The sequence below is a fragment of the Streptomyces sp. NPDC050743 genome (assembly GCF_044456925.1).
In the GTDB taxonomy this organism is placed as follows: domain Bacteria; phylum Actinomycetota; class Actinomycetes; order Streptomycetales; family Streptomycetaceae; genus Streptomyces.
Window position 1 is genome coordinate 67703 of the sequence record NZ_JBITGJ010000004.1, and the last position, 25364, is coordinate 93066.

The following is a 25364-nucleotide window of genomic DNA, read 5'->3' on the forward strand; positions in this document are numbered from 1 at the left end:
GGCACAAACGTCCGCTCCTGGCATCTGACCAGGTCAGAAGAGGGCGAAGTAGCGCAGCCACACATAGCCCAGGGAGAGGGCCACGGTCACGGCCGTGACGATGAGGCCGTACTTGGTGAACTGCCAGAAGGAGATGGGCTGGCGGTTGCGTTCGGCGATGCCGAGGACGACTACGTTGGCGGAGGCACCGATGGCGGTGGCGTTGCCGCCCAGGTCCGCACCAAGTGCGAGTGCCCACCACAGGACGTGGTCGCTGGAGCCGCCCATGTCGCGGACAAGGTCGCTGGTGATCGGGGCCATGGTGGCGACGTACGGGATGTTGTCGACGATGCCGGACAGGACCGCCGAGCCGCCCACCAGTGTCATGGAGCCGCCGAGTTGGTTGCCGCCGATCGCGTCGGCCAGTTGTCGGGAGATTTCGCTGACGACGCCGGTGTCGATGAGTCCGCCAATCATGATGAACAGACCGGCGAAGAAGGCGAGCGTAGGCCACTCCACCTCGGCGAGAACATCGTGCGTCTCCAGGGCGGCGACGGCGACGAGCAGTCCGGCGCCGAGGAGGGCGACGATGCTGGGCGCGTAGTGCAGCACCGGGTGCAGGACGAAGCCGGCCACCACCAGGGCCAGGACGATCAGCCCCTGGACCATGAGCCGCGGGTCGCGGATCGCCTCCCTTTCCTCCAGGGCCATGATCTCGGCGGCGCGGTCCTCGTCGTAGACGAAGTACCGGCGGAACATCACCCGGCACAGCAAGAGGAGGACGACCACGAGCACAGCGGCGAGTGGCGCGAGGTGGACGAGGAAGTCGTTGAAGGTCAGGCCCGCCCGGCTGGCGATGATGATGTTCGGCGGGTCACCGACCAGCGTCGCGGTGCCGCCGATGTTCGAGGCCAGGACCTCGGCGATGAGGAACGGCGCGGCGGGCAGCGCGAGGCGCTCGCACACCAGCAGGGTGACCGGGGCGACCAGCAGGACCGTGGTGACGTTGTCGAGCAGCGCGGAGGCCACTGCGGTGATGATGATGAGCATGGCCATGACGCGGAATGGTTTCGCCTGCGCCCGCTTGACCGCCAAGATCGCCAGGTACTCGAACATGCCCGTCTTCTTGAGCACGCCGACGATCATCATCATGCCCATCAGCAGGAAGATGACGTTCCAGTCGATGCCGGAGTCCTCGGAGTAGAACGCCGAGATGTCGTCGGTCGCACCGATCGCCAGCATCAGGCCCGCGCCGCCGAGGGCGACGGCGACGCGGTGGATCTTCTCGCTGATGATCAGGGCGTACGCGCCGACGAAGACGACGATCGCCGCCCAGCTGTGCCAGTCGTTCACGATCCTCCGATTCCTCCTGCAGCTCGGGCGGGCTCACGTTGCGCTGTGCCTGCCTCATCGTCTGCAGCCGGGATGCCGGCCAGGCCCTCGACGTCGAAGGCGCGGGCGATGGGCACGTCGGTGGAGCTGTGGGCGATGATCGAGAAGGCGATGCAGACAGCGATGAGAGTGAACGCCTCCTTAGCCTGCGGGATCCCGGACTGCAGCACGAGCAGTCCGTACACCACCGAGGCGAAGCCCTTCGGGCCGAACCAGGCCGCCACCAGCTTCTCCCGCCGCGAGATACGCGTGCCGAGCAGGGAGAGCAGCAGTGAGGCCGGGCGGATCAGGAAGATCGCCAGGAGCACCGCCGCGTACCCGCCGAGCGACAGGTCGCCGAACAACTGCGGAGTCAGCAGCGCGCCGAAGACCAGCAGCGCGGCGAACTTCGCCAGCTCCGCCAGCGCCTCGCCCAGCGGTTCGAACGACGCTTTCGCCTCCGGTGACACGTGGGCCAGCGCCGCGCCTGCGGAGAAGGCGGCCAGGTAGGGGTTGGCGTGCGTGAGGTGGCAGGCCGCGTAGAGGATGATCCCGGTCGCCAGCGGCAGCAGGGGCTGGAGCTTGGGCTCGGCACCCAGCAGCCGGAACCGCACGAGCCCGTTGACGATCAGCGGCAGGACGACGCCGAAGGCCAGGCCGAGCAGCAGTTCCAGCGCGATGGTCCCCGGCGACGCCTCCAGGGTGCCGGCGGCCGGTCCGGCGGCGGCGATGAGCACCAGGACCACGGGCAGGGCCAGCCCGTCGTTGATGCCGCTCTCCACGTTGAGCAACTGCCGCAGTTTCGCCGGGACCTCGGCGCGGCCCACGATCGCCGAGGCGAACACCGGGTCGGTGGGCGCCAGGACCGCTCCCACCAGGAACGACGTCGTCCAGTCCAGCCCCGCCAGGAAGTGCGCGGCCAGCCCCATGAACACGAACGCCAGTGGCATGCCCAACCCCAGGGCGCGTGCCGGGTTCTTCCAGTTGGCGCGCAGCTTGGGCAGGGAGACGTGCATGCCGTCGGTGAAGAGCACCGCGAAGAGGGCCAGGTCGGCCGTGACGGACACGATTTCGCTGTCGGGCGTGATGTGGATCAGCCCGAGGAAGCCGTCGCTGACGAGCGCGCCGCCCACCAGGAAGAGCAGCGACGTGGACAACACCGTGCGGGCTGCCAGGCCCGACAGCAGCACCGCCACCAACAGCGCCGCACCGAACACCGCCACAAGCACCATGGCAGACGCCCCCGATCGGAAGTAGAGAGAACTGTCCTCTGCTCGCCGACCAGGCTTCCCGGCACACCACGGGGAACCTTACCTACTCTTGATGCATCTTTGACAGTTTGCTTATGTGCAGCCATCGGGGCTCATCGCTGCCGGACCCCGGCAATGACGGGCATTCAGGGATGACGGGCATTCAGCGGGCCCCTCGTGCCTTACGAGGCGGCGATCAGCAGCCGCTCCAGAAGATGGGAAGCGGTGATCACACCTAGTAGCCGGGTTCCGGTCCCGTCCGGCTCCGCGACCGCAACCAGGGGACTACGGACCTGGGCCATCAGCGCGGCAACCTCCAGTGCGGTCGCGTCGGGCTCGGCCACCGGTGGAGCGGGCACGGTCTTGGACAGGCAGTCGCGGACCGTACGCCCCTTCAGGGCTTGGCACAGCCGGTCGGCATGGCGTTCATCGACCACGGCGGCCAGCGTCGGGTCCTCAAGCACATACGCCGGCACCAAGATCTTGATCATCTGCGAGGCGGGAAGGATCGCCTTCGGCGCGCCCGTCTCGTCAACGACCAGCAGCGCCGGCAGTCGACGCTCGGCCATCAGCCGTGCCGCCGCCGTCGCATCGGTGTCGACGCTCACGGTCTCGTACTCCACTGCCAGGTCACGTGCCCGCACGATCGGCTCCCGGTTCGCTGTGTGTCCCCCGGCCATTGTGGGGCAATCATCCTGGCCGGTCGGTGCTTCGTCACTTCCGCATCTGTGGCCGGGCTGACGCGGTGGTCGTGGTCAGCAGCAAGGCGAGCCGGGGGACGCTGCGCTTACTCTGCCCGATGATCGGACCAGGGCGGCTTTGTTGCAGGACGCAGCCCGGTCGAACGGTGTCCGGACGGGCTCCGGAACCGGTCGGATGGATGGTACGCGGCGACTGGCCACTGCAGCGTGACCGCCCTCCTCACTTCCCTGTGCGGCGGATTTTCGACGCGGGCCGTCAGCCCGTCTCGGACTCGCTGGGTTGGGGGAGGGCGTGGTCGAGCTGGTAGGGGACGCTGGTGACCATCACGCCGGGCATGAACAGCAGCCGCGCCTTGAGCCGCAGGGCGCTCTGGTTGTGCAGGAGTTGCTCCCACCAGCGGCCCAGGACGTATTCGGGGACGACCATGGTGATGACGTCGCGGGGGCTCTCGCGGCGGATCCGGCGGACGTAGTCGAGGACCGGACGGGTCACCTCCCGGTAGGGGGAGTCCAGTACGACCAGCGGCACGTCCAGGTTGTGCTCGTCCCATTCACGCTTCAGCTCATCACTCTCGTGTGGATCCACGGACACGTTGAGCGCCTCGATCCGGTGCGGGCGGATGGAGCGGGCGTAGCCGAGGGCCCGCAGCGTGGGGGCGTGGATCTGGGAGACGAGCACGATCGCGTGGTTGCGGGTGGGTGCCTGGGGGCCGGCGGTCGCGGGCACGGCGAGCATCCGGGCGACGCGGTCGTAGTGACGGCGGATGCCCTGCATGCCGAAGAACAGCAGTGGCATGGCGATCGTGACGATCCACGCGCCGTGCAGGAACTTGGTCGCCAGGACGATGATCAGCACGATGCCGGTGAAGAAGGCTCCGATGGCGTTGATCGCCTGCGAGCGACGGATCCGGCGCCGGGCGGCGGGGTCGGTGGTCTCCGTGAGTTCCTTGCTCCAGTGCTTGACCATGCCGGCCTGGGAGAGGGTGAAGGAGACGAAGACGCCGACGATGTAGAGCTGGATGATCGAGGAGACGTCCGCGTCGAAGGCGATGATCAGGCCGATCGCGGCCAGAGCGAGCAGGATGATGCCGTTGGAGAACACCAGTCGGTCGCCTCGGTTGTGCAGCTGGCGGGGCAGGAAGCGGTGCTGCGCCAGCAGGGAGGCGAGCAGGGGGAAGCCGTTGAAAGCGGTGTTGGCCGCCAGGATCAGGATGCCCGCAGTGAACGCCTGCACGTAGTAGAAGAGGAACGCCGCGTTGCCGAAGGACGCCTTGGCGATCTGCGCGAGCGCGGTGGGCATCGAGGCGTCGGCCGGCAGACCCAGCTCGGTCGGACTGCCGGCGACGTGGACCTTGTACAGCAGAGCCAGGATGGTGATGCCGGCGAACATGGTGATCGACATCAGGCCCATGATGGCCAGGGACATCGCGGCGTTGTGGCTCTTGGGCTTGCGGAAGGCAGGTACGCCGTTGCTGATCGCCTCCACCCCGGTCAGGGCGGTGCAACCGGAGGCGAAGGCTCGCATGCCGAGGAAGACCAGTGCCACGCCGGTGAAGGCGCCGGTGGCATGGATGGTCAGGTGGGCCGACTCGGCGCGGATCGTTTCACCGGTGGCCAGGCGTACGGCCGCGAAGCCGAACATCACATAGATGCCGAGGACGAACCCGTACGTCGGGACGGCGAAGACCCGCCCGGACTCCTTCACACCCCGCAGGTTCATCAGGGTCAGCAGCACGACGGAGCCGACCGACAGCTCGACCGCGTACTTCGACAGGGACGGTGCGGCCGAGGTGATGGCGGCGATGCCGGCGACGACGGAGACGGCCACCGTCAGGACATAGTCGACCAGCAGGGCGCTCGCAGCGGTCAGGGCGGCGGTCCGGCCGAGGTTGTCGGTGCTCACCGCGTAGGCGCCGCCACCGTTGGGGTAGGCGTAGCAGGTCTGCCGGTAGGAGGAGATCACCACCACCAGCAGCAGGATGATCGCGGCAGCGATGTACCAGGACAGGTGCAGCAGCTGCGTGCCGCCCAGCGCCAGAATGAGCAGAATCTCCTCGGTCGCGTATGCCACCGAGGAGAGCGGATCGCTGCAGAAGACCGGGATCGCGAGCCGCTTGGGCAGGAGAGTCTCGCTGAGCTGAGTCGTCCGTAGGGGATGGCCGACGAGCATGCGTTTGGGCAGCAGCCTCACATCTGGCGATGCTAGGTGCGCGATCGGTGGTGCAGGCAGTGCCGTACGTCAGAAGGGCATCAAGGGAGCGTTAAAACCCACGATCGGCGTCACCCTGGCCGTACGCCGGCGGCTGTCAGGGTCGCTCGCCCGGCTACACGCACTCGTCCTCGCACAGTCCGGACGCCTGCAGGATGGCCAGTGCGGTCTGTGCCTCGATGCGACGGGTCAGCTCCCGCACCACGGAGTGCCCGCCGTACAGTGCACCCTGCTCCCGCGACACCCGCAGCCCGGCGCGTACCAGTTCCCACAGGGCGGGATTGGCGGTGAAGACATCCGGGTCGACCTCAGCCCTGCCGCCGTCCGCGTCCCGCAGGACCACTCGCTGTGCCCCGCCCTCCGTCCAGCGCACGGAAACGAGCCGGTCGGTCCGCACCGTGCGTTCACGGATCAGCCAGCGCGACTTCACCCATCCAGGCGCGGCCATCACACGCGGCGGGGCCAGGACCAGGAACAGCAGCAGCCCCAGGGAGCACCAGATGACAGCACGGGCCGGATCGAGTGTTCCCGCCCAGGTGTCGATGGTGAACAGCATTCCCAGGCTCATGGCCGTGCACGTACACGCCGACCGCATGTCGCCGGCCCACCGCTTGTCGACTACGGTCCAATCCGCAGCCGCGGTACCATCGGAAGCGGCCGGCCTCCTGGCTGGGATGCGTGCAGGCATGCCACGACGATAGACATCTGGCTGGTGACCTGGCCCGGGAAGCAACAGTTCCCTAGCGGCTTTGACGCGCTCTTAACGTGGCATTGATGGTGCACTGATGACTTCCTGACGTACCGTTGTCGGCGGTGTGCCGGGAAGTCTGGTCGGCGAAGTCTCTTCCAATCCTTCGAGAGGTCTTCGCGTGCCCGTCACCAGCCAGGCCGAAGTCACATCGGCGGCCCCCGTTGCCCTGCGCGGGCGTACCCCGCGCCGCTCCGTCCTCTTCTTCGCGTTCGCCTTCGCGGTGATCGCCGACCCGGTGTCCTCCGTCGCCTACGCGATCGAGGCGGCGCTGCGTGCGCTGCACGGGGACCTGGCGCTGCTGCTGCCGACGATGAGCCTGGTGATCGGGCTGGTCGTTGTGGTCACCGCCAACTACTGGCAGCTGGTGCGCCGCTTCCCCAAGGGCGGCGGTGCGGCCGCAGCCGCCGCCCGGGCCTTCGGGCCGCGCTGGACGTTCCTGCCCATCGGCGCGCTGGTGGTCGACTTCGTCCTCACCATCGGCATCTCGATCGCGGCCGCGGCCAGCGCGGTATTAGCCCTGTTCCCGGCGCTGGCTCCCCTCCGTATCCCGCTGGCGCTCATCCTGCTGGTTGTCGTGGCCGGACTGACCTGGTTCGGGCACGGCGGCAGGCTTCTGTTCGCGTTCATGACCGTGGCGTTCGTCGTGGTCTCCGTGGCCGTGCTGATCCTCGGTTTCGCCGCACCCCACACCACCGGCCACGCCGCCACCACGCACAACCCCGGCCACTCGGCGATGCTCGCGGTGGTACTTGCGTTCCCGGTCGCGATGGCCCTGGCCACCGGCATCGAGGCCCCCTCGACCGCGATCGCCCAGCTCGGCCAGCTCGACGACACCCACCGCCGCCGCTTCGGCCGCGGCACCCTCGCCCTGCTGGTGGTGATCGTCGGCGGTCTCACCCTGGCCCTGACCGCGCTCGCGGTGCAGCTGCACATCGGTATCCCGGGAGCCGACTCCACTCAGATCGCCGACATCGCGCACGCCGCCGCCGGTCCGGGCTGGCTGTACGACGCCTTTCAACTGACCAGCTCGCTGCTGCTTCTCGCGGCCGCCAGCTCTTCCTTCCAGGCCGGCCCCGGCCTGCTCAAGGCCCTGTCCGGCACCCTCGAGCGGCCCGGCGTGCTCCCGCCGGTGCTCGGCCGGACCAACCGCCACCACACCCCGTACTGGTCCGTGGTGGTCTACCTGGCCGCCGCCGCGGTCATCATCGTCGCGGCGGCCGGCCAGGAGCAAGAACTCGTCCTGTTCTACGCCGTCGCGGTCTTCGTCAGCTTCCTGGTGGGCTTGCTCGCCATGACCCGCTTCGCTCGCACCGAGCGCAAGCCCGCGCTGGCCTGGCTGAACGGGGTCGCCGCGGCGGCCGTGGCTTTCACCCTGGTGGTGAACCTGCTGCGCGGCTGGCCGGTGCTGTCGCTGGTGGCCACGCTCCTCATCGCCGCAGGCTTGTACGTCCGCTGGAACCGGGCCGGCCGGCCCACCGGCATCGAGGACGTCGAGGCCCAGGCGGAAGCCGCCTGAACCCAGGAGCCGGAGACCTCCGGGGGTGGCGGATCATGCGGTCCTGCCACCCCACCGGGTGTCGACGCGCTCCCACTCCAGCGCCCACTGCCTCATCCGCCGCCGGTCCAGCAGAGCACGCGCGGCACGCGCGGAACCCCAGACAGCCCCTGCGGTAACCGCGGTCGCAGCCACGCCGACGAAGGAAGACCTCACCACCGCATCGGCCTCCTCCGCGGGCTGGGCGGCCAGGTCACCCCGTGCATCCGTCCATACCAGCACGTGCGTCCCCGCACGGCTGTGCGCAGCCACCGTCGTCCGGCCGGTGTGGATTTGCCCATCGGGCGTCGTCCACCGGACCGTCGCGCTGGCCTTGCTCACGTCCGCGTGCCCGGGCACCGCGTCCCTGGCGTTCTCCGAGAGGACCGCCACGACCTCCCGGCGGCCGGAACGCTCTTCCTCGAAGCCCCGGTCCGCCACCATCGCGGCCAGCACGCCCGCCGTTGCACCGCCCAGCACCCCCACGACCCATGCGGCGAGCAGCAACCACGCCTCGATGAGGTCACTCGTCCGCCGAAGCGGGCTGTGCCTGAACCGCCACAGCCTCGCACGGAGCGGTCTCCGATGAATGGGTCTCAACGCCACGAGCCGACACCCCCTTACGAGCACCAGCGCCTGTTTCCAGTGTCCTGCGGAACAGTAGGGAAGGTGCCGGTGATCGGAAAGGTTCTCAGCGCGGTTACTGCTGGGCAGCGCCCATCTGTGCGGTGAAGAGCACCGGGTCACTGTCGAAGCCCAGGATCATCTCGCGCATCTCCCACGCTCCGCCGGAGTCCCGGGTGAACTCGGCCACCGTCGCGGCCGTGGCATCGGCGACCTGTGCGAAGTCGTCCATCAGCAGCTGTCGGTAGCCGTCTACGACGACCACCCCAGCATGGGAGATGTCCCCGAACGTCCGCGGCCCACCGTCCTGGTGGATGGCCACACCGACCACCACACGCCCGTACACGTCCGACAGCCGGTCGAACTCGAGGACCATCACCTCGACGAACCCGAAGCCCATGCCGGTCTGGCTGTGCCGGGTCATGTTGATGGTGCCGTCCGGCGAACGGCTGTCGTAGTGCACGACGTACACCGGTCGCCCATGGGGATCGTCCGCCGAGTAGGTCGCTGCGATGATGTCGAGATGGCGGGGCGTTTCCCCGAGAGGGCTCGGGTCCCACTTGAGCCTGACCTCAACCTTGCCCAGCGCCTTGCCCCCGTCACTCACCTTGCCGCTCCCCGTCAGGTTCACTGCGGGACCTTCCCGCACGATCAAGTATGTGTTCCTGACGGCCTTTTGATGCCTCTCTGGCGGTGGGCATCCGAGGCGAATCCAGGTCGACCGCCCGGTTGTGAATGTCGTGGCCCCGTCCTCCCTCTATTCGGTCTCTGCGGACGTGCCCTGTCCCTGGGCGCGGACAGCGCTCGCCAGGGGCGGCTTCGTCACCAGCTGCCGGAGTTCTTCGAGCTCGGCCAAATCGCGCCGGCGTTCTGGCGTTGCTTCGGCGGGCGGTTCGGCTACGGACGTGGTGCGTCATCCGGCGCGCGGCCCGTTGTACTCCGATCTCCGCTTTCAAACGCGCAGCAGGGACGCGGTGACAACGCGCGTCTTACGGCTGATGCGCAGCACGCGGCACGGGAACTGGCCGCTGCGGATCAGGTCATACCCCTTGCTCGCGAGAATCCAAGCGCTCTTGAGGCGTCCTCCACGCTTCCTGTTCCATCCCAAATGGCGCGGATGTGAGCAAGGCTGCAGCGGGTGCCCAGGGACATCGCGGCAGCCGTGGTCTTCCTGGCATCCGACAAGGCGGCGTTCATCACGGCCATGTCCTGCATGTGAATGGCGGCGCGCTGGCTTACCAGCCCAACGTCGCCGACCCCCTCCAGTTGAGACGGCAACCGTCACGGAGTTGAGGGGATCGGAGAGCTGGTCGTAGCCGATCTTCTTTCTGCCAATCCCGTGCGCTGAGGCTGGGCAGGACCTCGGCACGAGAGTCACCTCGGGTGGCGCCGGGTTCCACTGCTCCGGGTGTTGAAGTGCTGTCGAAGGGACGGGGAACCCGTCGGTCGGTCGGGGGTCCGCCAGTTGGGCGAGTCGGTCGAAGGTGGCGGTGATGAGACTGATCCAGGACCAGTGCCAGGCCAGGCTGGACTACCAGCTTGAGGCCATCGGTGAAGTAGCCGACGAGGTCGGCGCCCGGGCCGCCGGTCTTGCCGCTGGCGACCCCTGATCGTGCCGCTCTCCTTGTGTGCTGTTGTGCTCGGCCGGGATCAGGTTCGGGGTGTTGCGTGCAGGGGATTGAGCAAGTCCTGCGGTTCCCGGGCGGGAGCGAGATGGGGGCGGGAGGGTGGGTGGGTGCTGTCCCGGGCCCATGGTCTGACTCATGATATTTCTGACCGAAGTGTCTCGATCACACGGTGTCGGCTGTTGGTCGGGGATGGTGCGTTGTCGGTGCCGGGCTGGCGGGGTGTGTCCCGATAGCGCCTCTGTGTGTCAAGCGGCTTGTGCGAGGTGGTTCCGTTGGTCTCGTTTCATGATCCGGTAGACCACGTTAGACAAGCGTCGCTTGAGAGCCCTCCGGGCCTCCGAAGGTGTCTTTCCCTCAGCGATCTTGCGGAGGTAGTAGTCCTGCCCGCGCCCGCCGTCGCGGATCTGGCAGACGGCGATGGTGTGTAGGACCGAGTTGAGCGCGCGGTTGCCGCCGGTGTTGAGGCGGTGGCGGACGTTGTTGCCGCTGGAGGCGTCCAGGGGTGCGCTGCCGGTGTAGCTGGCGAAGTGGTGTTCGGTGGGGAAGCGGCTGATGTCCCCGATGTGGCCGAGGATCTTCGCGGCGAGCACGGTGCCCAGGCCCGGCAGGGTGGTCAGGGTGGTGCGTGTCGCAGCGATGGCCTCGCGCATTTCGGCTTCGTTGTCCTTGACCTGCCGGTCCAGTCTGCGTAGGTCGGCCAGCAGGTCACGGGCTATGTCCCGGCGGCAGTTGTCGGTGGCCGTGACCGGCCGGATGCCCTTCATCAAGGCGGCAGCCTTGTCGGCCGACAGGCCGGTGGGTGCTCCGCCGGGCAGGAGATCGCGCAGGACGGCGTGGAGTCGGTTGAGGACGCGGGTGCGCTCGTGGACCAGGTCGTCCCGCCGCTCGGTCAGCAGCCGCAGGATCGTGGTCTGGTCTTCCTGGAGGACGAGGTGCAGGTCATGTCGGAAGAGGGCGACCTGGGCGACGTGGAGGGCGTCCTTGGCATCGGTTTTGCGGTCTCCGCCGGTGGCCAGCAGCCGGGCCCGGGCCGACAGGGTGGAGGGCACGTCGACCACGTTCTCGCCCGCGGCGGCCAGCTGCTGGGCGAGCGAGCGGCCCAGGCCGCCGGCACCCTCGACCGCGAAACGACGGTCGGGCCACTGCTCGCACCAGCGCAGCAGCTGGCGGAAGGTGCCGGCGTTGACGACGAACCGGCGCTGGGCCACCTGGTGGCCGGCGGCGTCGACGGCGACGGCGGTGTGGGACGACTTGTGGGGATCGACACCGATCAGGATCACAGGCTGCTGCCCTCGCACTCGATGAGACAGGAAGGGGAGTGCGGCGGGCACCCTGACTTGAAGTAGCGGTCGCACACGTTCATGCCTCTGTCGAGCCACACCGCGCGGGTGTCGGCCGGCGGCGGCACGCTATCGGAGAGCCAGCCCATGGGCGGCAAGGGGCACTGCGGGCCCGTGCTGACCGACACCCTGGACGCTACGGCTGCAGACCGCGCGTCCGGGGTCGATTCAACAAGTCAGGGGCCTTGCCGAGTTCCAGGCGCCATCACGGTTCAGACCGCCCGAGCGGGCCGGTGCCACTCACCCAACATGTCACCACGCGGGAGACGGACCACCATGACGACCAGACAGCGCAGCACATACTCCAGTACCGATCCTCCCGTGCGGAGAGAGGTCGTACTGGGCGTGGACACGCACGGTGAGGTGCACGTCGCCGCCGTGATCTCCTCGCTCGGGAAGATCTTGGGGACCGAGTCCTTTCCGGCGACGGTGGCCGGCTACCGGCGGCTGCTCATGTGGGCCCGCAAGCTGGGTACGGTGCGCCGTGCCGGCGTAGAGGGCACCGGCACCTTCGGTGCGGGCCTGTCCCGCTACCTGCTGGCGCAGCAGGTCGAGGTGTACGAAGTGAACCGGCCCGACCGGTCGGCCCGCCGGCTGCTGGGGAAGTCGGATCCGCTCGACGCTCAGGCCGCTGCGCGGGCCGTGCTCAGTGGCCGCGCCCGGGCCCGGGCCAAGTCCGGTGACGGTCCGGTGCACAGCGCCCGGATGTTCAAGCTGGCCAAGGACTCCGCGGTCAAGGCCCGTACCCAGGCGATCAACCAGCTCAAAGCCGCCCTGGTCATCGCCGATCCCGCACTGCGGGAACGACTGTCCAGCCTGGGCAACCGCGAGCTGTTCCGCACCTGCACACGCCTCGGGCCAGGCGACGGCGAGGACGGCGAGTGCACGGTGGCCCAGGCCACCCACATGACCCTGAGAATGCTCGCCGAGCGCATCGAACAGCTCACCGGGCAGATCGATGAGCTGAACCAACGCCTAACCCAGCTCGTCGAATACCATGCCCCACAACTACTCGTACCGGTGGGCATCGGCCCGGACAGCGCCGTCACCCTGCTGATCACCATGGGAGACAACCCCGAGCGGCTGAACACCGAAGCATCCTTTGCTTCCCTTTGCGGCGTCAGCCCAGTCGAGTATTCGTCGAGCCGGCGCAGCACGCGCCGGCTCAACTACGGCGGCGACCGCCGGGCGAACGCCGCCCTGCACCGCATCGTGTTCACCCGCCTGCGCCACGACCCGCGCACGCAGGCGTACTTCGAACGCCGCATCCAGGAGGGCAAGACCCGACGCGAGATCATCCGATGCCTCAAACGATATGCCGCCCGCGAGGTCTTCAACCTGGTCAGAACGGTACCCGGCGTTCCCCTGTTATAGGGGCGTCTGAGAGGGGTGCCGTGGCGGCGGATACCGGGTGAGCGGCGACTGGTTTCAGTCGCGCCTGGCGAGTTCGCGGCGGGCCGCATCAACGAGTTCGCCGTTGGTGTGTGCGTGGCCGGCCAGGCCCCAGCCGCCGTCCGGGGCCTCGGTGAGCAGGACCCAGGTGCGTTCGGCCAGGGTCGGGTCGGCGGCGGCCTCGGCCACGATGTCGGTCAGCCGACGGACGACGGCGAGTTGCTTGGCGCGGTCGAGGGCGCCGTGGTTGGTGAGGACCTGCACACGGACGTGGTCGTTGCCGCCGTCGACGTCGGACAGCGCGTGTTCGGGCAACTTGTGGACGAACGCGGCGGTGTTCTGTCGGAAGAGGGGGATGTCGGGAACCTGCTCGACGGCCATGACGGCGGCAGCCAGGTCCTGGGCGAGCTGTCGGGAGTTGCTGAAGGTTCCGGTCGTCGCATAGACGTCGATCATGGGCATTGCTGGGGTTCTCCCGGGCGCGTAGAGGAGGGTGAATGGGTGGGGGGAGGGGGCGGTTCGGGCTGCCGAGGCCGAACCGGGTGGCCTGCTGTGTGAGGTCCCGGGTAGGTGGCGCTCGGCAGACCCGAGCGCCGGATCCGGTCCGTGTCAGGAGGCCAGGAAGGCGAGCAGGTCCTGGTGGAACCGCTTCTTGTGGGGCTCGACGGACATCAGGCCGTGCGGGGCGCCGGGGTAGACCTTGAGTTCGGCGTCTTTGAGGAGCTTCACGGCCTTTTCGGCCGCGCCGCCGATGGGCACGATCTGGTCGTCGTCGCCGTGCACGAGGAGGGTGGGGAGGTCGATGCGCTTGAGGTCCTCGGTCAGGTCGGTCTGGGAGAACGCCTTGATGCAGTCGAAGGCGGGCTTGATGCCGACCTGCATGCCCCACAGCCAGAAGGAGTCCCGCACTCCCTGCGACACCGAGGAGTCGTCGCGGTTGGCGCCGTAGAAGGGGACGCTGAGGTCCTGGTAGTACTGCGAGCGGTCGGAGAGGACGCCGTCGCGGATGGCGTCGAAGACGTCCAGGGGCAGGCCCTCGGGGTTGGCCGGGGTCTTGAGCATGAGCGGCGGAATGGCGCCGACCAGAACGAGCTTGGAAACCCGGGAGGCGGCTCGGCCGGCGGCAGCGCGGGTCACCTCGCCGCCGCCGGTGGAGTGGCCCACCAGGATGACGTCGTGCAGGTCAAGCTGCTCCAGGAGCTGCGCGAGGTCGTCGGCGTAGGTGTCGAGGTCGTTGCCGGTCCAGGTCTGGGCGGAGCGCCCGTGTCCGCGCCGGTCGTGGGCGATGGCCCGGTAGCCGTGGCCGGCGACGAGGTTGAGCTGCTCGTCCCAGGCATCGGCGTTGAGCGGCCAGCCGTGGCTGAAGACGACCGGGCGGCCGCTGCCCCAGTCCTTGTAAAAGATCTGGGTACCGTCAGAGGTGGTGATGGTGGGCATCGTCTTGTCTCCCTCTCTGGGGTGTTCGGTTGCCGGGATTGTGGTCGCGGTTGTTCCGGTCTTGGTGGGCGCGTCGGACCGGGCCGACGGACCGTCGAATCGGATTTGCCGTCGGATGCGTTCCGATCAAGATCTCGGCACTGGGCGACGTGCTGTCGGCCCTGCTCGGCAGGGCTCACTTTCACGCAGTGCCGGCAGCGAACACGCCACGATTGATGGTCACGGCGCCCGTGGCGACCGCGACCGCGAAGTTGATCATGCGTGTGGGGCCATCGGTGAGCAACGCGGGGAGGGTGGCTGGGGCCGCCCCGGCCGCGAGTCGGCGGCCGAGGTCGTCGAACCATTGCTGGATCCAGGAGCTCTCGTCAGCCCAGTCCAGCAGGGTAAATCCGCTGGACTGGATCGTGTCGCGCAGGTCGCCGGCGGTGACGAGGTGACTGTCCGTGCCGTCAAGAGACCAAGGCAGCGGTAGGACCGGCTCGCCGTCGGCATCTCGGCAGACCTCGAAAATCGCGAGCCGCGCTCCCGGCCGCAGACGGCGAGCGATCTCGGAGTAGAACGATTTCTTGTCCGCGACGTTCATCTGGACGTGAACGGTATAGGCGGCGTCGAATCCGGTTTGGCTGAAGGTGGCGATGTCGCTGCAGAAGAACTTGGTCTGCTGGGCGAGTTCAGCGGCATTGCTCAGTGCCTGGGCAGCATCCACATAGGCGGCGGTGATATCGACGCCGACTATGTTGCAGCCGGTGGCCCGGGCGATCTGCCGTGCCGGACCACCAAGGCCGGAACCGATGTCCACCGCCGTCATGCCGGCAGTGAGCTCCAGATGTGGGATCAAGCGCTCGATCGCCTCAGGGCCGCCGGCGTGGTACTGGTCGATCTCGTCCAACAGCTCCCGCCGCAATGCGGCCAGGTCTGTTCCCGCGAGCTGCTGGACGGTGGCGATGATGTCGGTTTCGGTGTAAGTCATGAAAATGCTCCTTGCAGGATCCACCGGGCGCCTGGATCAACGAAAGCCAGGATGCCGAAATCAAGACCAGCCAAGACGAAATGAAACTTTCACGCGGAATACTCACGTATTCAGGAGTTCATCCGGCACGCTTACGTCAAGAATTTCCAGCAGGTGTGCAACTTTTTCGTCCAACTCGACCGCCACCTTTGTGATGGCGTCTACGCCAAGCCCCGCGAACACCGTCGACGGCTGGTCGAGCGCGAAGACGGCCGACCCGTTCTCGACCTCATAGACCAGGATGCGCAGTGGTGCGTACAGCACAGCGTCAGGATGGTGGCGGTACATTCTTTCCGCGATGACATGGTTGCCCATCAGGTACTGGATTGCCTTGCGTCGATGACCTGCGATCGACATCAGTACCTGCCCGTCGATGGTACCGAATATGACGAATCCGTTCGGCGCGTTCTCGGCAACCGCGCTTTCGATGTCTTTCCATGTGCCGCCGCCTGCCGTTATTTTGCTGATTTCTGGAAGGTTGAATGGGGGAACGGCGGCCTCGAACGCGCTGACGAAGTTTCCGAATTCTTGCCCGGTAGGGATATCGAGTCGGGTTACCAGGTTTCTGGTGACGGTGGTGACCTCGGCCATGGCTGTCATTTCCTCTCTGCTGTGCACCGGCGGCGGGCGCCGCTCTCGGTGCCTCCGTTCGGGCCGAAGACGCGATGGGGACGCGGCGGTCGGTCTGGTACGGCAGCGGTCTTCTTCAGGCTTCAGGCCGTGTGTGAGTCGTAGAACCCACGGTTCTTGGAGATGAAGGTCTCGACGTCCATGGGAGCAGTGCCGCTGATCTCTTCGACCAGATCGTTCGTGCCGGCGAAGATGCCGTTGCGGTAGTCGACGGCGACTCCGAGAAGGTGCTGGGTCAGGTGGGGTGATGCGCCCCACTTCTCCAGGACGGCGGCGAACTCGTCGAGCTCTATGGGCAGATAGGTAACCTCACGGCCCAGTACCCGCGACATCTTTTCGGCGATTTCGTAGTGGTTGAGCTCCACCGGCCCGTACAGGGGATAGGTCTTTCCTGCGTGCGGGGTGGGGTCGTCGAGGATGGACGCGATCACTCTCGCCTGATCGCTTGCGGCAATCGGCGCATGCCGGCCGTCGGCGAAGGGAAACCGCAGCTTTCCGGTTCCGTCCCACATCATGATCAGCCACTCGGCGAAGAAGGTCGGCCGCAGGTGTGTCACGGGCACGGGGAAGCGGTCCAGCACCCGCTCGGCGATCCAGTGCTGGCGTGCTGCGTTGCTGGCGGTCTCACGACGGGCGGAGATCTGCGACATGTTGACCATCGCCCGCACGCCGTTCTCGGCTGCGGCCTGGGCCACGTTCGCGGTGGCGTCCACCAGGCCCGGCACGACCGGGTAGGTGAAGTAGAGCGCCTCGATGCCTTTGGTGGCCGCGGTCAGGGAGTTGATGTCGTGGACGTCCCCCTCCACGATTTCCGCCCCGAGGCCGGCAAGCCTCGCGGCGCGTTCGTCCCTTCGTCGGACCAGGGCGCGAACGCGGTGGCCGCGTTCGAGGAGCAGTTCGGTTGTCTGGCTACCCGTCTTGCCGGTAGACCCGATCACCAGAAGGTTGCGTTCCATGATGACCTCACTTTCAGAGGGGCCCGTGATCGAAGGACATGGGCGGTGACAGAGAGGACCGGTCCCTACGCGGTCGCCCGTCTGCGGCCGAGGGCGTGGGCGACCGTGGCGGCCACCAGCGTCAGCCAGAACAGGGTCGCGGCCGCGAGCACTGCCCAGCTCACCGCCCGCCAGGCCGGTAGGTCCGCTCCGTGGGACCAGCGGATGACGAAGTTGGCGCTTGCCGCCACCGGGAACGAGAAGATCCAGTACCCGGTGTGGAAGGTGCGCAGGCCGAGGTCCGAGGGGAGATGGACCACGATGACGATGGTGAAGGCGAGCAGGCCGGCGAATCCGTATCCGACGGCGTTCACGGGGCCGGGGTGAGCGGCCAGCCATGCCAGTCCGCCTGTCGCCGGCGGGATGATCAGGACGGTCAGGGTCGGCCGGGCACGCTCGGGCAGGCTGCCGCTGCCCACGAGGCTGCTCAGGATGACCGTGCCGAAGACGAGCCAGTACAGCACGCCGATGGCCAAGGCGGCGTCAGCCACCTTCGGCCACTGGACGACCGATGCGGTGATGCTCGCGATGAAGGGACCTGACGACACCGGGAGCAGATATCCCGGGTGCAGCCTTACCGAACTCAGCGTTCCGGTGAACCAGTAGGAAAGCAGCCGGGCCCCTACCAGGCCGGCCAGCGCAGCGAAGACGGTGTAGGACCAGCGAGAGGCATCCAGTCCGAAGCGGGCGAGGTGACCTGCGAAGAGCATGCCGATGATGGGAACGTAAGCCAGCGTGAAACCCTGGGCCGGGTGGCGGAGGTCGTGCTGCAGAGTGCTCCACCGGGCCCCTCCATGACGGATGTACTCACCGAGCAGCACCACCCACACCAATCCGCTGATCGTGAACAGCGCATCGCTCACACCGATGGGGGCCGAGAGCGTGTTTGCGACCGATTGCCACGCGCCGCCCATTCCCGCCGCGCCGAGGGAGATCGACAGCAGGTTGATCCTTTCGGAGCGCGTGGCCCACCGGGTGTCGCCGGCCTTCGGAGCAGGCAAAACCAGTGCCGCGGGTCCGACGGAATCCCCCATACTCGAATCAGTCGGAACGCTGGGGGCTTCGGATTTCATCGCGACCTCTTGGTTGTGCTCGTTCGCTGCTTGCGGGCGCCGTGCGAGCCGTGGCTTCGACGCAGGGCGATCTCGGGGATTCGCGTGGTCACGCCGCCGCGTTGAGCAGCTTGGCCAGCACGTCGGGTCTCTCCAGCGCGATGAAGTGACCTGCTCCCGGGACCTGGGTGAAATCGGCGGATGGCAGCAGCTTCTTGTTGGCTTCCCGGTCCGAGGGCCGGGACCAGTCCTTCTCCCCGTAGACGAGGTGGACGGGAGCCTCGACCTCGTCGTAGCGCGACCGGGCGGCGATGAGGCTGGGCAGGTTCCGGTACACCGCCCGTGCCACGGTCGCATAGCCGGGACGGCTGCCCACCCGGGAGAGCTCGTCCACGTAGTCCGCCGGCAGAGCGGCCTTGTCCCCCAGGCCGCCCAGCAGGACGCCGCGGAGGATGGCCTTGGTCTCCATCCTGGCCAGTACCGGCCCCACCACCGGTGTGAGCACACCACCGACGATCACCCGGGCAAGGAGGCCGGACCAAAGGATCCCGTCCCGGAAGTCGTACGCGTTGACCGCGACGACGCGCCTGACCCGCTCAGGCAGATCGGCGGCGGTGGTCAGGGCGAGCACGGCCCCCATCGACTCGCCCACCAGCGTCACGTCGTGCAGGTCGAGTTCGGTGATCAGCCGCTCGACGGCCGCGCGCATCGCCGGCTCCTCGTACGACGCGCCGGGCACGATCTCGGAGTACCCCATCCCCGGCAGATCGAGGGCGTACACGGTGTAGTTGTCCGCGACCAGTGGAATGAGGGAGCGAAAGTGCTCGGCCTGCGTGCGCACGGTGTGCAACACGATCAGGGGAGAGCCGGTTCCCGCTTTGAGGTAGCGCAGCGTTCCCTCGTGGCTGTCTCCGCCGCGGGGTGCGAGAGTGTGGCTGGTGGTTCCCGGAATGTGAATCGTGGGAAGCGAATGCTGGCTGGGCATTTTGTGGTCTTTCTTTACATGAGCTGCAGACGAAAATCGAAAACGAAACCAGAATCCGTCAGGAGTGACTACCGAATCTGTTCTTCCAGGAACGCCGCGACATCTCCGGAGAATTCCTGGTAATGCTGGAAGAGGAATCCGTGGGCCGCGTCGGGGTAAATTTTGATGGCCGCGTTCGGCAGCAGACCTGCCAGCAGGTGGGAGTAACGCGGAAGGATCATCGGGTCGCTGTCGCCGTTGGCGACGAAGACCGGCTGGGTGATCCCCCGCAGACGCTCCAACTGCGCGTGGTTCGGGATGCCCCACTGGGCCACCGCGTCGTACTGTGCCAGCCGGGTCTCCCAGGTCGTGGGGGCGTCGTGCCCGTCGACGCGACTGCCGAACACCCGCCCGGCGACCGTCTGTCCCACCTCTGCGGAAGTGAAGAAGACGCGTACGTATCCCTCCGCGGACGGGACTTCGCCACCGACGGCCGCGATGACCTCGGATGCCCAGCCGTGCATGTCCGGTGCGCCCTGCGGAGCAGCTGCGGCCAGCACGAGACGGTTCACCAGGTCGGGGCGCAGCAGAGCGACCTCCTGGGCGACGAAGCTGCCAAGGGAGAACCCGAGCAGGTCGATCCGTGTCAGACCGAGCGCGGTGATGAACTCCACCGCGTCCTCGGCCATGGCGGTGACGGTGTGCGGAGTGCTGCCCGTGGTCGCGCCGACGCCCCGGTTGTCGAAGGTGACGACGCGGCGGCCCTGGGCGAGAGCGTCAATGAGAGCGGGATCCCAGTTGTCGAGGTTGCCGCGGAAGTGCTGCAGCAGCACCAGAGGCCGCCCGTCGGTCTCGTCTCCGAGGCTGCGATAGGCGTAGGTGACGCCGTTCGCCGCCTCGATGGTCTGCGTCTTGACATCCGCGTAGGTACTCATGCGTGTGTTCTCCTCATTCAAAGGGCCGACATACTGACGCCCGCGCGCGGGCGGTCGTGCGACAGGCGAGCCGGCAGCCGTCGAGCCGCGAATCTCCGACGGCTGCCGACACTCGGTCCCGCTGCCCGGCACACTGCCAAGTGCCTTGCGTCGGCACGGCCGGAATAGTGCGGGCGCCCCGTCAGCTCATCCCGTACTGGTCACTTGCTGCTGTCGGCGTCCGACAGAAGCGCGCGAGTGACCTCGGCCGGCCGGTCGAGCTGCGGCCAGTGCCCCCCGCCCGCCAGGACGGTGAGCGTGGCGTTACGCAGATGCTTGGCGATCTCCTCGGCGACTGCCGGGCTGAGGTACGGGTCCTCGGCACCCCAGATGAGACGGAAGGGGATGTCGAGCTGTTCGAGCGCGGGCATGTTCTGGTCTTCGCGGGCCACCTCGGGCAGCAGCTGTGCCGTCATGTGGGCGAAAGCCGGCCCCGAACCCTGGCGGCTGAAGTTCTCGTCGATGAGCCGGGCCAGGAACTCGTCGTAGTCAATCTGCTCCTCGGTTCCGAGGATCTCGCGGAACTGCGTGCGCTGGAACTCCAGGATCTGTTCGAGGCGGGCGGGGCTGCGCAGGAAGTGCTGGCTCAGCGCGGACAGTTCGGGAGTCGCGAAGAACAGGATGAGTTCGGGGAACCGCAGCGACGGGCTGCTGCCGTAGAAGCAGTTGAGCAGGGCCACCTCGGCGGTACGCTCCGGATGGCTCAGGGCGAAGTTCACCGCCACGGCGCCGCCCGCGTCGTGGCCGACAGGGATGATGCGGTCGAGGTGGAGGGCATCGGCCACGGCAAGCACGTTACCGGCCTGCTGGTCGAAGGAATATCCCGCACCGGGCTTGTCCGAATCCCCGAAGCCGAGGAAGTCGAAAACGACGACTCGCCGACCCGATTCCGCGACCAGAGGCGCGATCTTGTCAAAGATTCCGAGGTTGTCAGGGAACCCGTGCAGCATCACGAAGGCCGGTCCACTGCCCGCGTAGTCGCGGACATAGAGTTCACCCGCAGCCGTGGGTACGCGAAGCTCGTTGTATATCGGCTTGTCGCCGAACGACCTGTCTTTGTTGTGGGACATGATGATACTTTCTGTTCGCCGGACACTTTTCGTCCGGGATTCTCGTCTTGTTCAGGACACGTCGCGTCCGCGGTTCGCCGCGTTCGCGTAGAAGTCGTCGATGTGAACGACGGACCGGAGGGCACGGTCCAACAGGCTTGCGGCGATGCCGGCGCGGAAGCCTGATCCGCAGTGCACCCACAGGCGCGCCTGGGGCAGTTCGTCGATTCGGTCCAGGAGCTCGGTGAGCGGGATGTGCAGCGAGCCGGGTATGTGCCCGCGCACGCGTTCGTCGGCTCGGCGCACGTCCAGAATCACGTCATCGTCACCAAGGGTCGCGGGCACGTGAGCGAAGTCGACGCTGGGGTAACTGCTGTGTCCGAGACCGGCACTGATCTCGTCGAAGGGACCGGCCGCGGCACCTGCCAGGTGATCGATGCCGATACGGGCCAATTGGCGCTGCACGGCGGCGACGTCCGAGGAGCTCTCCCCGATCAGCGTGATCGACGAACCCCACGGCAGAATCCATCCGAGATAGATCGCGGACTGATCGCCGAGCTCGATACTGACAGAGCCGTCGATGTGGTTGGCGGCGAAAGCCTTCCGGTTCCGGATGTCCACAATCCATTCTCCCTCCCGAAGCCTGCGCCGCAGCTCCGCCGGACTCACCGGCTCGGGGGCGCTCAGGTCAGGGAGTGCAGGACCCGCCAGGTTCAGCGGTGCCATGTGGGCGTAATAAGCAGGGTAGGGGGTGATGTTTTCCAGCAGCTTTTCGATGAAAGACTGCTCGTCCGCAGCAGTGAATACATCGTTCCGAATCTTTTCCCGGCCGATTGTGCTGCGGTCATCGGGTGCCGTCTCCCCTGCGGAACAGAAACTCCCGAAACCATGGGTCGGAAATACCGGGGTGTCGTCCGGGAGCACGTCTCCCAGGCGTCGCACAGACTGGTACTGGAGGCCGGTCAGTGTCAGGGTCTGTGCCGGATCGACGAGGTCGGTACGGCCCACGCTTCCGTACAGAAGCGATCCGCCGGTGAACACCGCCGGCGACTGGTCCGGCCGCCGCGCGTCGCGGATCACATACGACAGATGGTTCGGGGTATGACCCGGCGTCTTCAGGGCCCGCAGATGCAGGGAACCGAAAATCATTTCATCGCCGTCACTCACAGGAACTCGGTGAAACGAAACCGAGTCATCCGCGCTGACAAGGTATCGGGCACCGCTGCGTTGAGCCAGTGCGAATCCACCCGTCACGTAGTCATTGTGGATGTGCGTCTCCACCACTGCGGCCAGCGTGACCCCGAGGTCGGCGACGAGCTTCTCGACCCGGTCTATATCACGTTGCGGGTCCACCACTATTGCCACGTGACCGTTGTGCACAACGTACGTCCGGTCGCCGAGCCCTTCTGTCCTCAGGATTTCGACGTCCACCGTAGTGCTCCTATCTGGATACCTGGTCGGCCTTCTGCTGGGGCTCGGGTATCAGGCATCCCGTATGCATGGCCTCCAGTGAAACCCAGCAAAACGCTGGGCTCCATCACATGAACAGGTGACGCCTGTAGACGCCCTCACCAACTCGCCAGGCGCGGGGTCTCCGGACCCTCACGGGCGGTGACGGACACAGCGCGGGGACCGAACCGCCCAGACGTGTGCTACCGCGCACACGCTGGGTTCGTGGGCGGTGGCGTCCCTGACGCCATCGGGCCGCGGACGTCAGGAGCGGATGAACTCCAGCAGGTCCGCGTCCCAAGGGCGGCACGGTGTACGAGTCGGGCGCACCGGGCGATGTGCACCTGGGCGCCCGCTCGGGTGAGACCGACCTGGTCCCCGACGTGCCGTACGTCCTCCCGCGTGGTTCGCCGTACTTCGAGCCAGTGCCGAACCCAGGCTGCGACTTCGAGTAACCCGGTCACTCTCGCATGATCGGTAACGAGCCTTCGGGCAGCAGCTGTTCGCACCAGATGGTCTTGCCGCTGCCCGTCTGCCGGCTGCCCCAGCGCTGGGTGAGCTGGGCGACGAGGAGCAGGCCGCGGCCGCCCTCGTCGTAGGCGTGCGCCCGGCGCAGATGCGGTGAGGTGGAACTGCCGTCGGAGACCTCGCAGATGAGGGCCCGGTCGCGGATCAGCCTGAGCCGGATGGGCGGCTCACCGTACCGGATGGCGTTGGTGACGAGTTCGCTGACGACGAGTTCGGTGACGAAGGCGGCCTCGTCGAGTCCCCAGTCGGTGAGTCGCTCGGTGGCCGCCTGCCGGAAGTGGGCCACCTGGGCCGGGTCGGGCGGCACGTCCCAGGTGGCGACCCGGTCGGCGCCAAGGGCGCGGGTGCGGGCGAGGAGGAGGGCGACGTCGTCGGCGGGCTGTTCCGGCAGGACGGCCTTGAGCACGTTGTCGCTAAGGGCCTCCAGGGAGTCGGCGGGCACGCTCAGCGCGTGGCACAGCTCTTCGGTGGCGGCGTCGACGTCCCGGTTCCGGTCCTCTATAAGACCGTCCGTGTAGAGGGCGAGGACGGCTCCCTCGGGTAGGTGGAGCTCCGCCGCCTCGAAGGGGAGACCGCCGACGCCGAGCGGCGGCCCCGCGGTCATCGGGATCAGCTCGGCCCCGCCGCTTGGCAGCACGACCGCGGGCGCCGGATGCCCGGCGGCGGCGAGCGCGAGATGCCGCGAGACGGGGTCGTAGACGGCGTACAGGCAGGTGGCGCCCAGTTCGGCGACCTCCTCGCCGGTGCCATTGGTGCCTTCGGCGGCCAGGTGGGTCACCAGGTCGTCGAGATGGGTGAGGAGCTCGTCGGGTGGCAGGTCCACGTCCGCGAGGGTGCGTACGGCGGTGCGCAGACGACCCATGGTGGCGGAGGAGCGGATGCCGTGGCCGACGACGTCGCCGACGACCAGCCCGACCCGGCTGCCGGAGAGCGGGATCACGTCGAACCAGTCGCCTCCGATGCCGGCCAGCGATCCGCTGGGCAGGTAGCGGTGGGCCACCTCGACGGCGGCCTGCCCAGGCAGGCCGCCAGGCAGCAGGCTGCGCTGGAGAGCGAGGGCGGTGGAGCGCTCACGGGCGAAACGGCGCGCATTGTCGATGCAGACGGCCGCCCGGCTGACGACTTCCTCGGCGAAGACGGCGTCGTCGTAGGCGTAGTCCTCGGGGTGGCGCATGCGCACGCCCACGGCTACCCCGAGTGTGACACCCCGGGCCTGCAGCGGTACGGCGATCACGGAGTGGACACCTCTCCGGTACCGGCGGCCCTCCGGCGAGCGGGCATCGCGTTCCTCGGCCAAGCACAGGAACTCCGGCTCCCCGCCCTGGCTGCGCACCGCCCGCCCCTCCCGCAACGCCCGGGCGGGCGGCGACGCCGCCTGGTACACCTCAGTCTCGCCCAGGCGTACGGCGGCCTCGGGGGTGCCCTCGGTGGTCGAGCCGTGGGCTACACGCCGCAGCACGATGTCGCCCTCCGGAAAGACGGGCGGTTCCTCGGCGCCGAGGACCCAGTCGAGCAGGTCGACACTGACAAAGTCGGCGCATCCAGGGACGAGGATCTCGACGAGTTCCTCGGCGGTGCGGACCACGTCCAGGGTGGTGCCTATCGAAGTGGCGGCCTCGTCGATCAGTGCCAGCCGTAGCCGGGCCAGGTACTGCTCGGTGCTGTCGATGGCACCGAGGGCGACGGCCGTCAGCTCCCCTGCGGGGTCACGCAGGGGCCACATCTCGACGCTCCAGGCGCGCTCCCGGTCCAGGGCCAGGGCGCCGGTGAAGCTCTCATAGCGGACGGGTCGGCCGGTCTCGACCACCTGCCGCAGATGGCGCACAAAGCCCTCGCTGCGCGAGGCGTCTTCAACGGTGTCCAGGAAGAAACGCTCGGGCAGGGCCTTCTCGGGAGCGCTCATGACATGGCGGGCAGCCTCATTGGAGCACAGGTGACGCTGATGGACGTCGAAGACCGACATGGGTATGGATGCCTGCTGGAACGCCTGGCTGGCCAGGGTGGGGTCGGCCGACCAGGGCGGGTTGGTGGTGAGCAAATGGCCGATGGTCCCGCCGTCGGGTCCGGGGACCGGGCAGGCTGTCAGGACGAACTCCACCCGTCGCCCGTCGGCATGGCGCAGGGCGACGGTTCCGGAACGAGCGGCCAGCACATGCGCGGGGACCTCGTCGGCCAGGAGGTCGGCGGCCGGCTTGCCCACGACCTCCTGGGCCGAGTGTCCGGTGAGCATCCGCGCGCCTTCGCTCCACCCTGTGACCCGGCCCAGTGCGTCTATGACCGCCACGGCGGCGGCATATTCCATATGCCCCAGAATGGAACCTATGTCGCAATGCATCAAGCGCGGACGCAGACCATCTCACCCCTGACGGCCGCGCAGGGCGGCCAGCGCCCGGTCGGCGCGGGTGTTCACACGAAGCTCGCTGCGGCCCTCGAAGACAAGGTGGACGCGACCACTGGCGCGATCTCGCCGAGGAGGCCGAGCGCGACGCGGCCGAGGC

General features: G+C 67.7%; 22 protein-coding genes. 3 read left to right on the top strand and 19 right to left on the bottom strand.

The window, feature by feature from the left end; genetic code table 11:
* Positions 1-33: 33 nt before the first annotated feature.
* The 5 genes from ACIBJF_RS06230 to ACIBJF_RS06250 all read right to left on the bottom strand — a co-directional run bounded on the left by ACIBJF_RS06230 (position 34) and on the right by ACIBJF_RS06250 (position 6078).
* Complete coding sequence (locus ACIBJF_RS06230) at positions 34-1332, bottom strand: SLC13 family permease (protein WP_399172534.1); 1299 nt, start codon at positions 1330-1332, stop codon at positions 34-36.
* Positions 1329-2582 (bottom strand): cation:proton antiporter, encoded by a 1254-nt coding sequence (locus ACIBJF_RS06235; protein ID WP_399172535.1) that lies wholly within the window; start codon positions 2580-2582, stop codon positions 1329-1331. The genes ACIBJF_RS06230 and ACIBJF_RS06235 overlap by 4 nt, the downstream gene beginning before the upstream one ends.
* Positions 2583-2782: 200 nt before the next feature.
* A complete protein-coding gene (locus ACIBJF_RS06240; RefSeq protein ID WP_399172536.1) occupies positions 2783-3244 on the bottom strand; it encodes a CBS domain-containing protein in 462 nt (153 codons plus the stop codon).
* A 313-nt stretch (positions 3245-3557) separates the two neighbouring features.
* On the bottom strand, positions 3558-5471 hold the full coding sequence (locus ACIBJF_RS06245) for an APC family permease (protein ID WP_399172749.1): 1914 nt from the start codon (positions 5469-5471) through the stop codon (positions 3558-3560).
* A 154-nt stretch (positions 5472-5625) separates the two neighbouring features.
* Positions 5626-6078 (bottom strand): hypothetical protein, encoded by a 453-nt coding sequence (locus ACIBJF_RS06250; protein ID WP_399172537.1) that lies wholly within the window; start codon positions 6076-6078, stop codon positions 5626-5628.
* A gap of 301 nt (positions 6079-6379) precedes the next feature.
* On the opposite strand from ACIBJF_RS06250, the gene ACIBJF_RS06255 reads away from it, so the two are divergent.
* Complete coding sequence (locus ACIBJF_RS06255) at positions 6380-7777, top strand: amino acid permease (RefSeq protein ID WP_399172538.1); 1398 nt, start codon at positions 6380-6382, stop codon at positions 7775-7777.
* 33 nt (positions 7778-7810) lie between these two features.
* Here the strand turns inward: ACIBJF_RS06255 and ACIBJF_RS06260 are convergent, their stop codons facing one another.
* From ACIBJF_RS06260 to ACIBJF_RS06270, 3 genes are all read right to left on the bottom strand, one after another.
* Positions 7811-8302 (bottom strand): hypothetical protein, encoded by a 492-nt coding sequence (locus tag ACIBJF_RS06260; RefSeq protein ID WP_399172539.1) that lies wholly within the window; start codon positions 8300-8302, stop codon positions 7811-7813.
* Positions 8303-8495: 193 nt separating this feature from the next.
* On the bottom strand, positions 8496-9026 hold the full coding sequence (locus tag ACIBJF_RS06265) for a TerD family protein (RefSeq protein ID WP_399172540.1): 531 nt from the start codon (positions 9024-9026) through the stop codon (positions 8496-8498).
* Positions 9027-10292: 1266 nt separating this feature from the next.
* Positions 10293-11327 (bottom strand): IS110 family transposase, encoded by a 1035-nt coding sequence (locus ACIBJF_RS06270; protein WP_399172541.1) that lies wholly within the window; start codon positions 11325-11327, stop codon positions 10293-10295.
* A 336-nt stretch (positions 11328-11663) separates the two neighbouring features.
* Between ACIBJF_RS06270 and ACIBJF_RS06275 the strand changes: the two genes are divergently transcribed.
* The gene (locus tag ACIBJF_RS06275) at positions 11664-12761 is read left to right on the top strand and encodes an IS110 family transposase (RefSeq protein ID WP_399172542.1); all 1098 of its coding nucleotides are present in this window, start codon (positions 11664-11666) and stop codon (positions 12759-12761) included.
* A 54-nt stretch (positions 12762-12815) separates the two neighbouring features.
* Here the strand turns inward: ACIBJF_RS06275 and ACIBJF_RS06280 are convergent, their stop codons facing one another.
* The 10 genes from ACIBJF_RS06280 to ACIBJF_RS06325 form a co-directional block, all read right to left on the bottom strand.
* Complete coding sequence (locus ACIBJF_RS06280) at positions 12816-13235, bottom strand: 4-oxalocrotonate tautomerase family protein (protein ID WP_399172543.1); 420 nt, start codon at positions 13233-13235, stop codon at positions 12816-12818.
* A 153-nt stretch (positions 13236-13388) separates the two neighbouring features.
* Entirely contained in the window at positions 13389-14216 is an 828-nt protein-coding gene (locus ACIBJF_RS06285; RefSeq protein WP_399172544.1) for an alpha/beta fold hydrolase, read from the bottom strand.
* 181 nt (positions 14217-14397) lie between these two features.
* Positions 14398-15186: an SAM-dependent methyltransferase gene (locus ACIBJF_RS06290; protein WP_399172545.1), complete on the bottom strand. Its 789-nt coding sequence runs from the start codon at positions 15184-15186 to the stop codon at positions 14398-14400.
* 102 nt (positions 15187-15288) lie between these two features.
* On the bottom strand, positions 15289-15816 hold the full coding sequence (locus tag ACIBJF_RS06295) for a DUF302 domain-containing protein (RefSeq protein WP_399172546.1): 528 nt from the start codon (positions 15814-15816) through the stop codon (positions 15289-15291).
* A 122-nt stretch (positions 15817-15938) separates the two neighbouring features.
* The gene (locus ACIBJF_RS06300) at positions 15939-16811 is read right to left on the bottom strand and encodes an NmrA family NAD(P)-binding protein (protein ID WP_399172547.1); all 873 of its coding nucleotides are present in this window, start codon (positions 16809-16811) and stop codon (positions 15939-15941) included.
* A 65-nt stretch (positions 16812-16876) separates the two neighbouring features.
* On the bottom strand, positions 16877-17923 hold the full coding sequence (locus ACIBJF_RS06305) for a hypothetical protein (RefSeq protein WP_399172548.1): 1047 nt from the start codon (positions 17921-17923) through the stop codon (positions 16877-16879).
* Positions 17924-18011: 88 nt separating this feature from the next.
* Positions 18012-18887 carry an alpha/beta fold hydrolase gene (locus ACIBJF_RS06310; RefSeq protein WP_399172549.1) on the bottom strand — a complete coding sequence of 292 codons (876 nt, stop codon included), beginning with the start codon at positions 18885-18887 and terminating at the stop codon, positions 18012-18014.
* 68 nt (positions 18888-18955) lie between these two features.
* Positions 18956-19801, bottom strand: a complete 846-nt coding sequence (locus ACIBJF_RS06315; protein ID WP_399172550.1) for an alpha/beta fold hydrolase — start codon at positions 19799-19801, stop codon at positions 18956-18958.
* Between the two features lie 200 nt (positions 19802-20001).
* The gene (locus tag ACIBJF_RS06320) at positions 20002-20910 is read right to left on the bottom strand and encodes an alpha/beta fold hydrolase (RefSeq protein WP_399172551.1); all 909 of its coding nucleotides are present in this window, start codon (positions 20908-20910) and stop codon (positions 20002-20004) included.
* A 51-nt stretch (positions 20911-20961) separates the two neighbouring features.
* Positions 20962-22320, bottom strand: coding sequence for a rhodanese-like domain-containing protein (locus ACIBJF_RS06325; RefSeq protein ID WP_399172552.1), 1359 nt, complete (start codon positions 22318-22320; stop codon positions 20962-20964).
* A gap of 329 nt (positions 22321-22649) precedes the next feature.
* Here ACIBJF_RS06325 and ACIBJF_RS06330 point away from each other — a divergent pair, with 329 nt between their 5' ends.
* A complete protein-coding gene (locus tag ACIBJF_RS06330; protein ID WP_399172553.1) occupies positions 22650-22793 on the top strand; it encodes a hypothetical protein in 144 nt (47 codons plus the stop codon).
* Positions 22794-22798: 5 nt separating this feature from the next.
* Here ACIBJF_RS06330 and ACIBJF_RS06335 read toward each other — a convergent pair whose 3' ends face one another.
* A complete protein-coding gene (locus tag ACIBJF_RS06335) occupies positions 22799-25168 on the bottom strand; it encodes a SpoIIE family protein phosphatase (RefSeq protein WP_399172554.1) in 2370 nt (789 codons plus the stop codon).
* Positions 25169-25364: the final 196 nt, after the last annotated feature.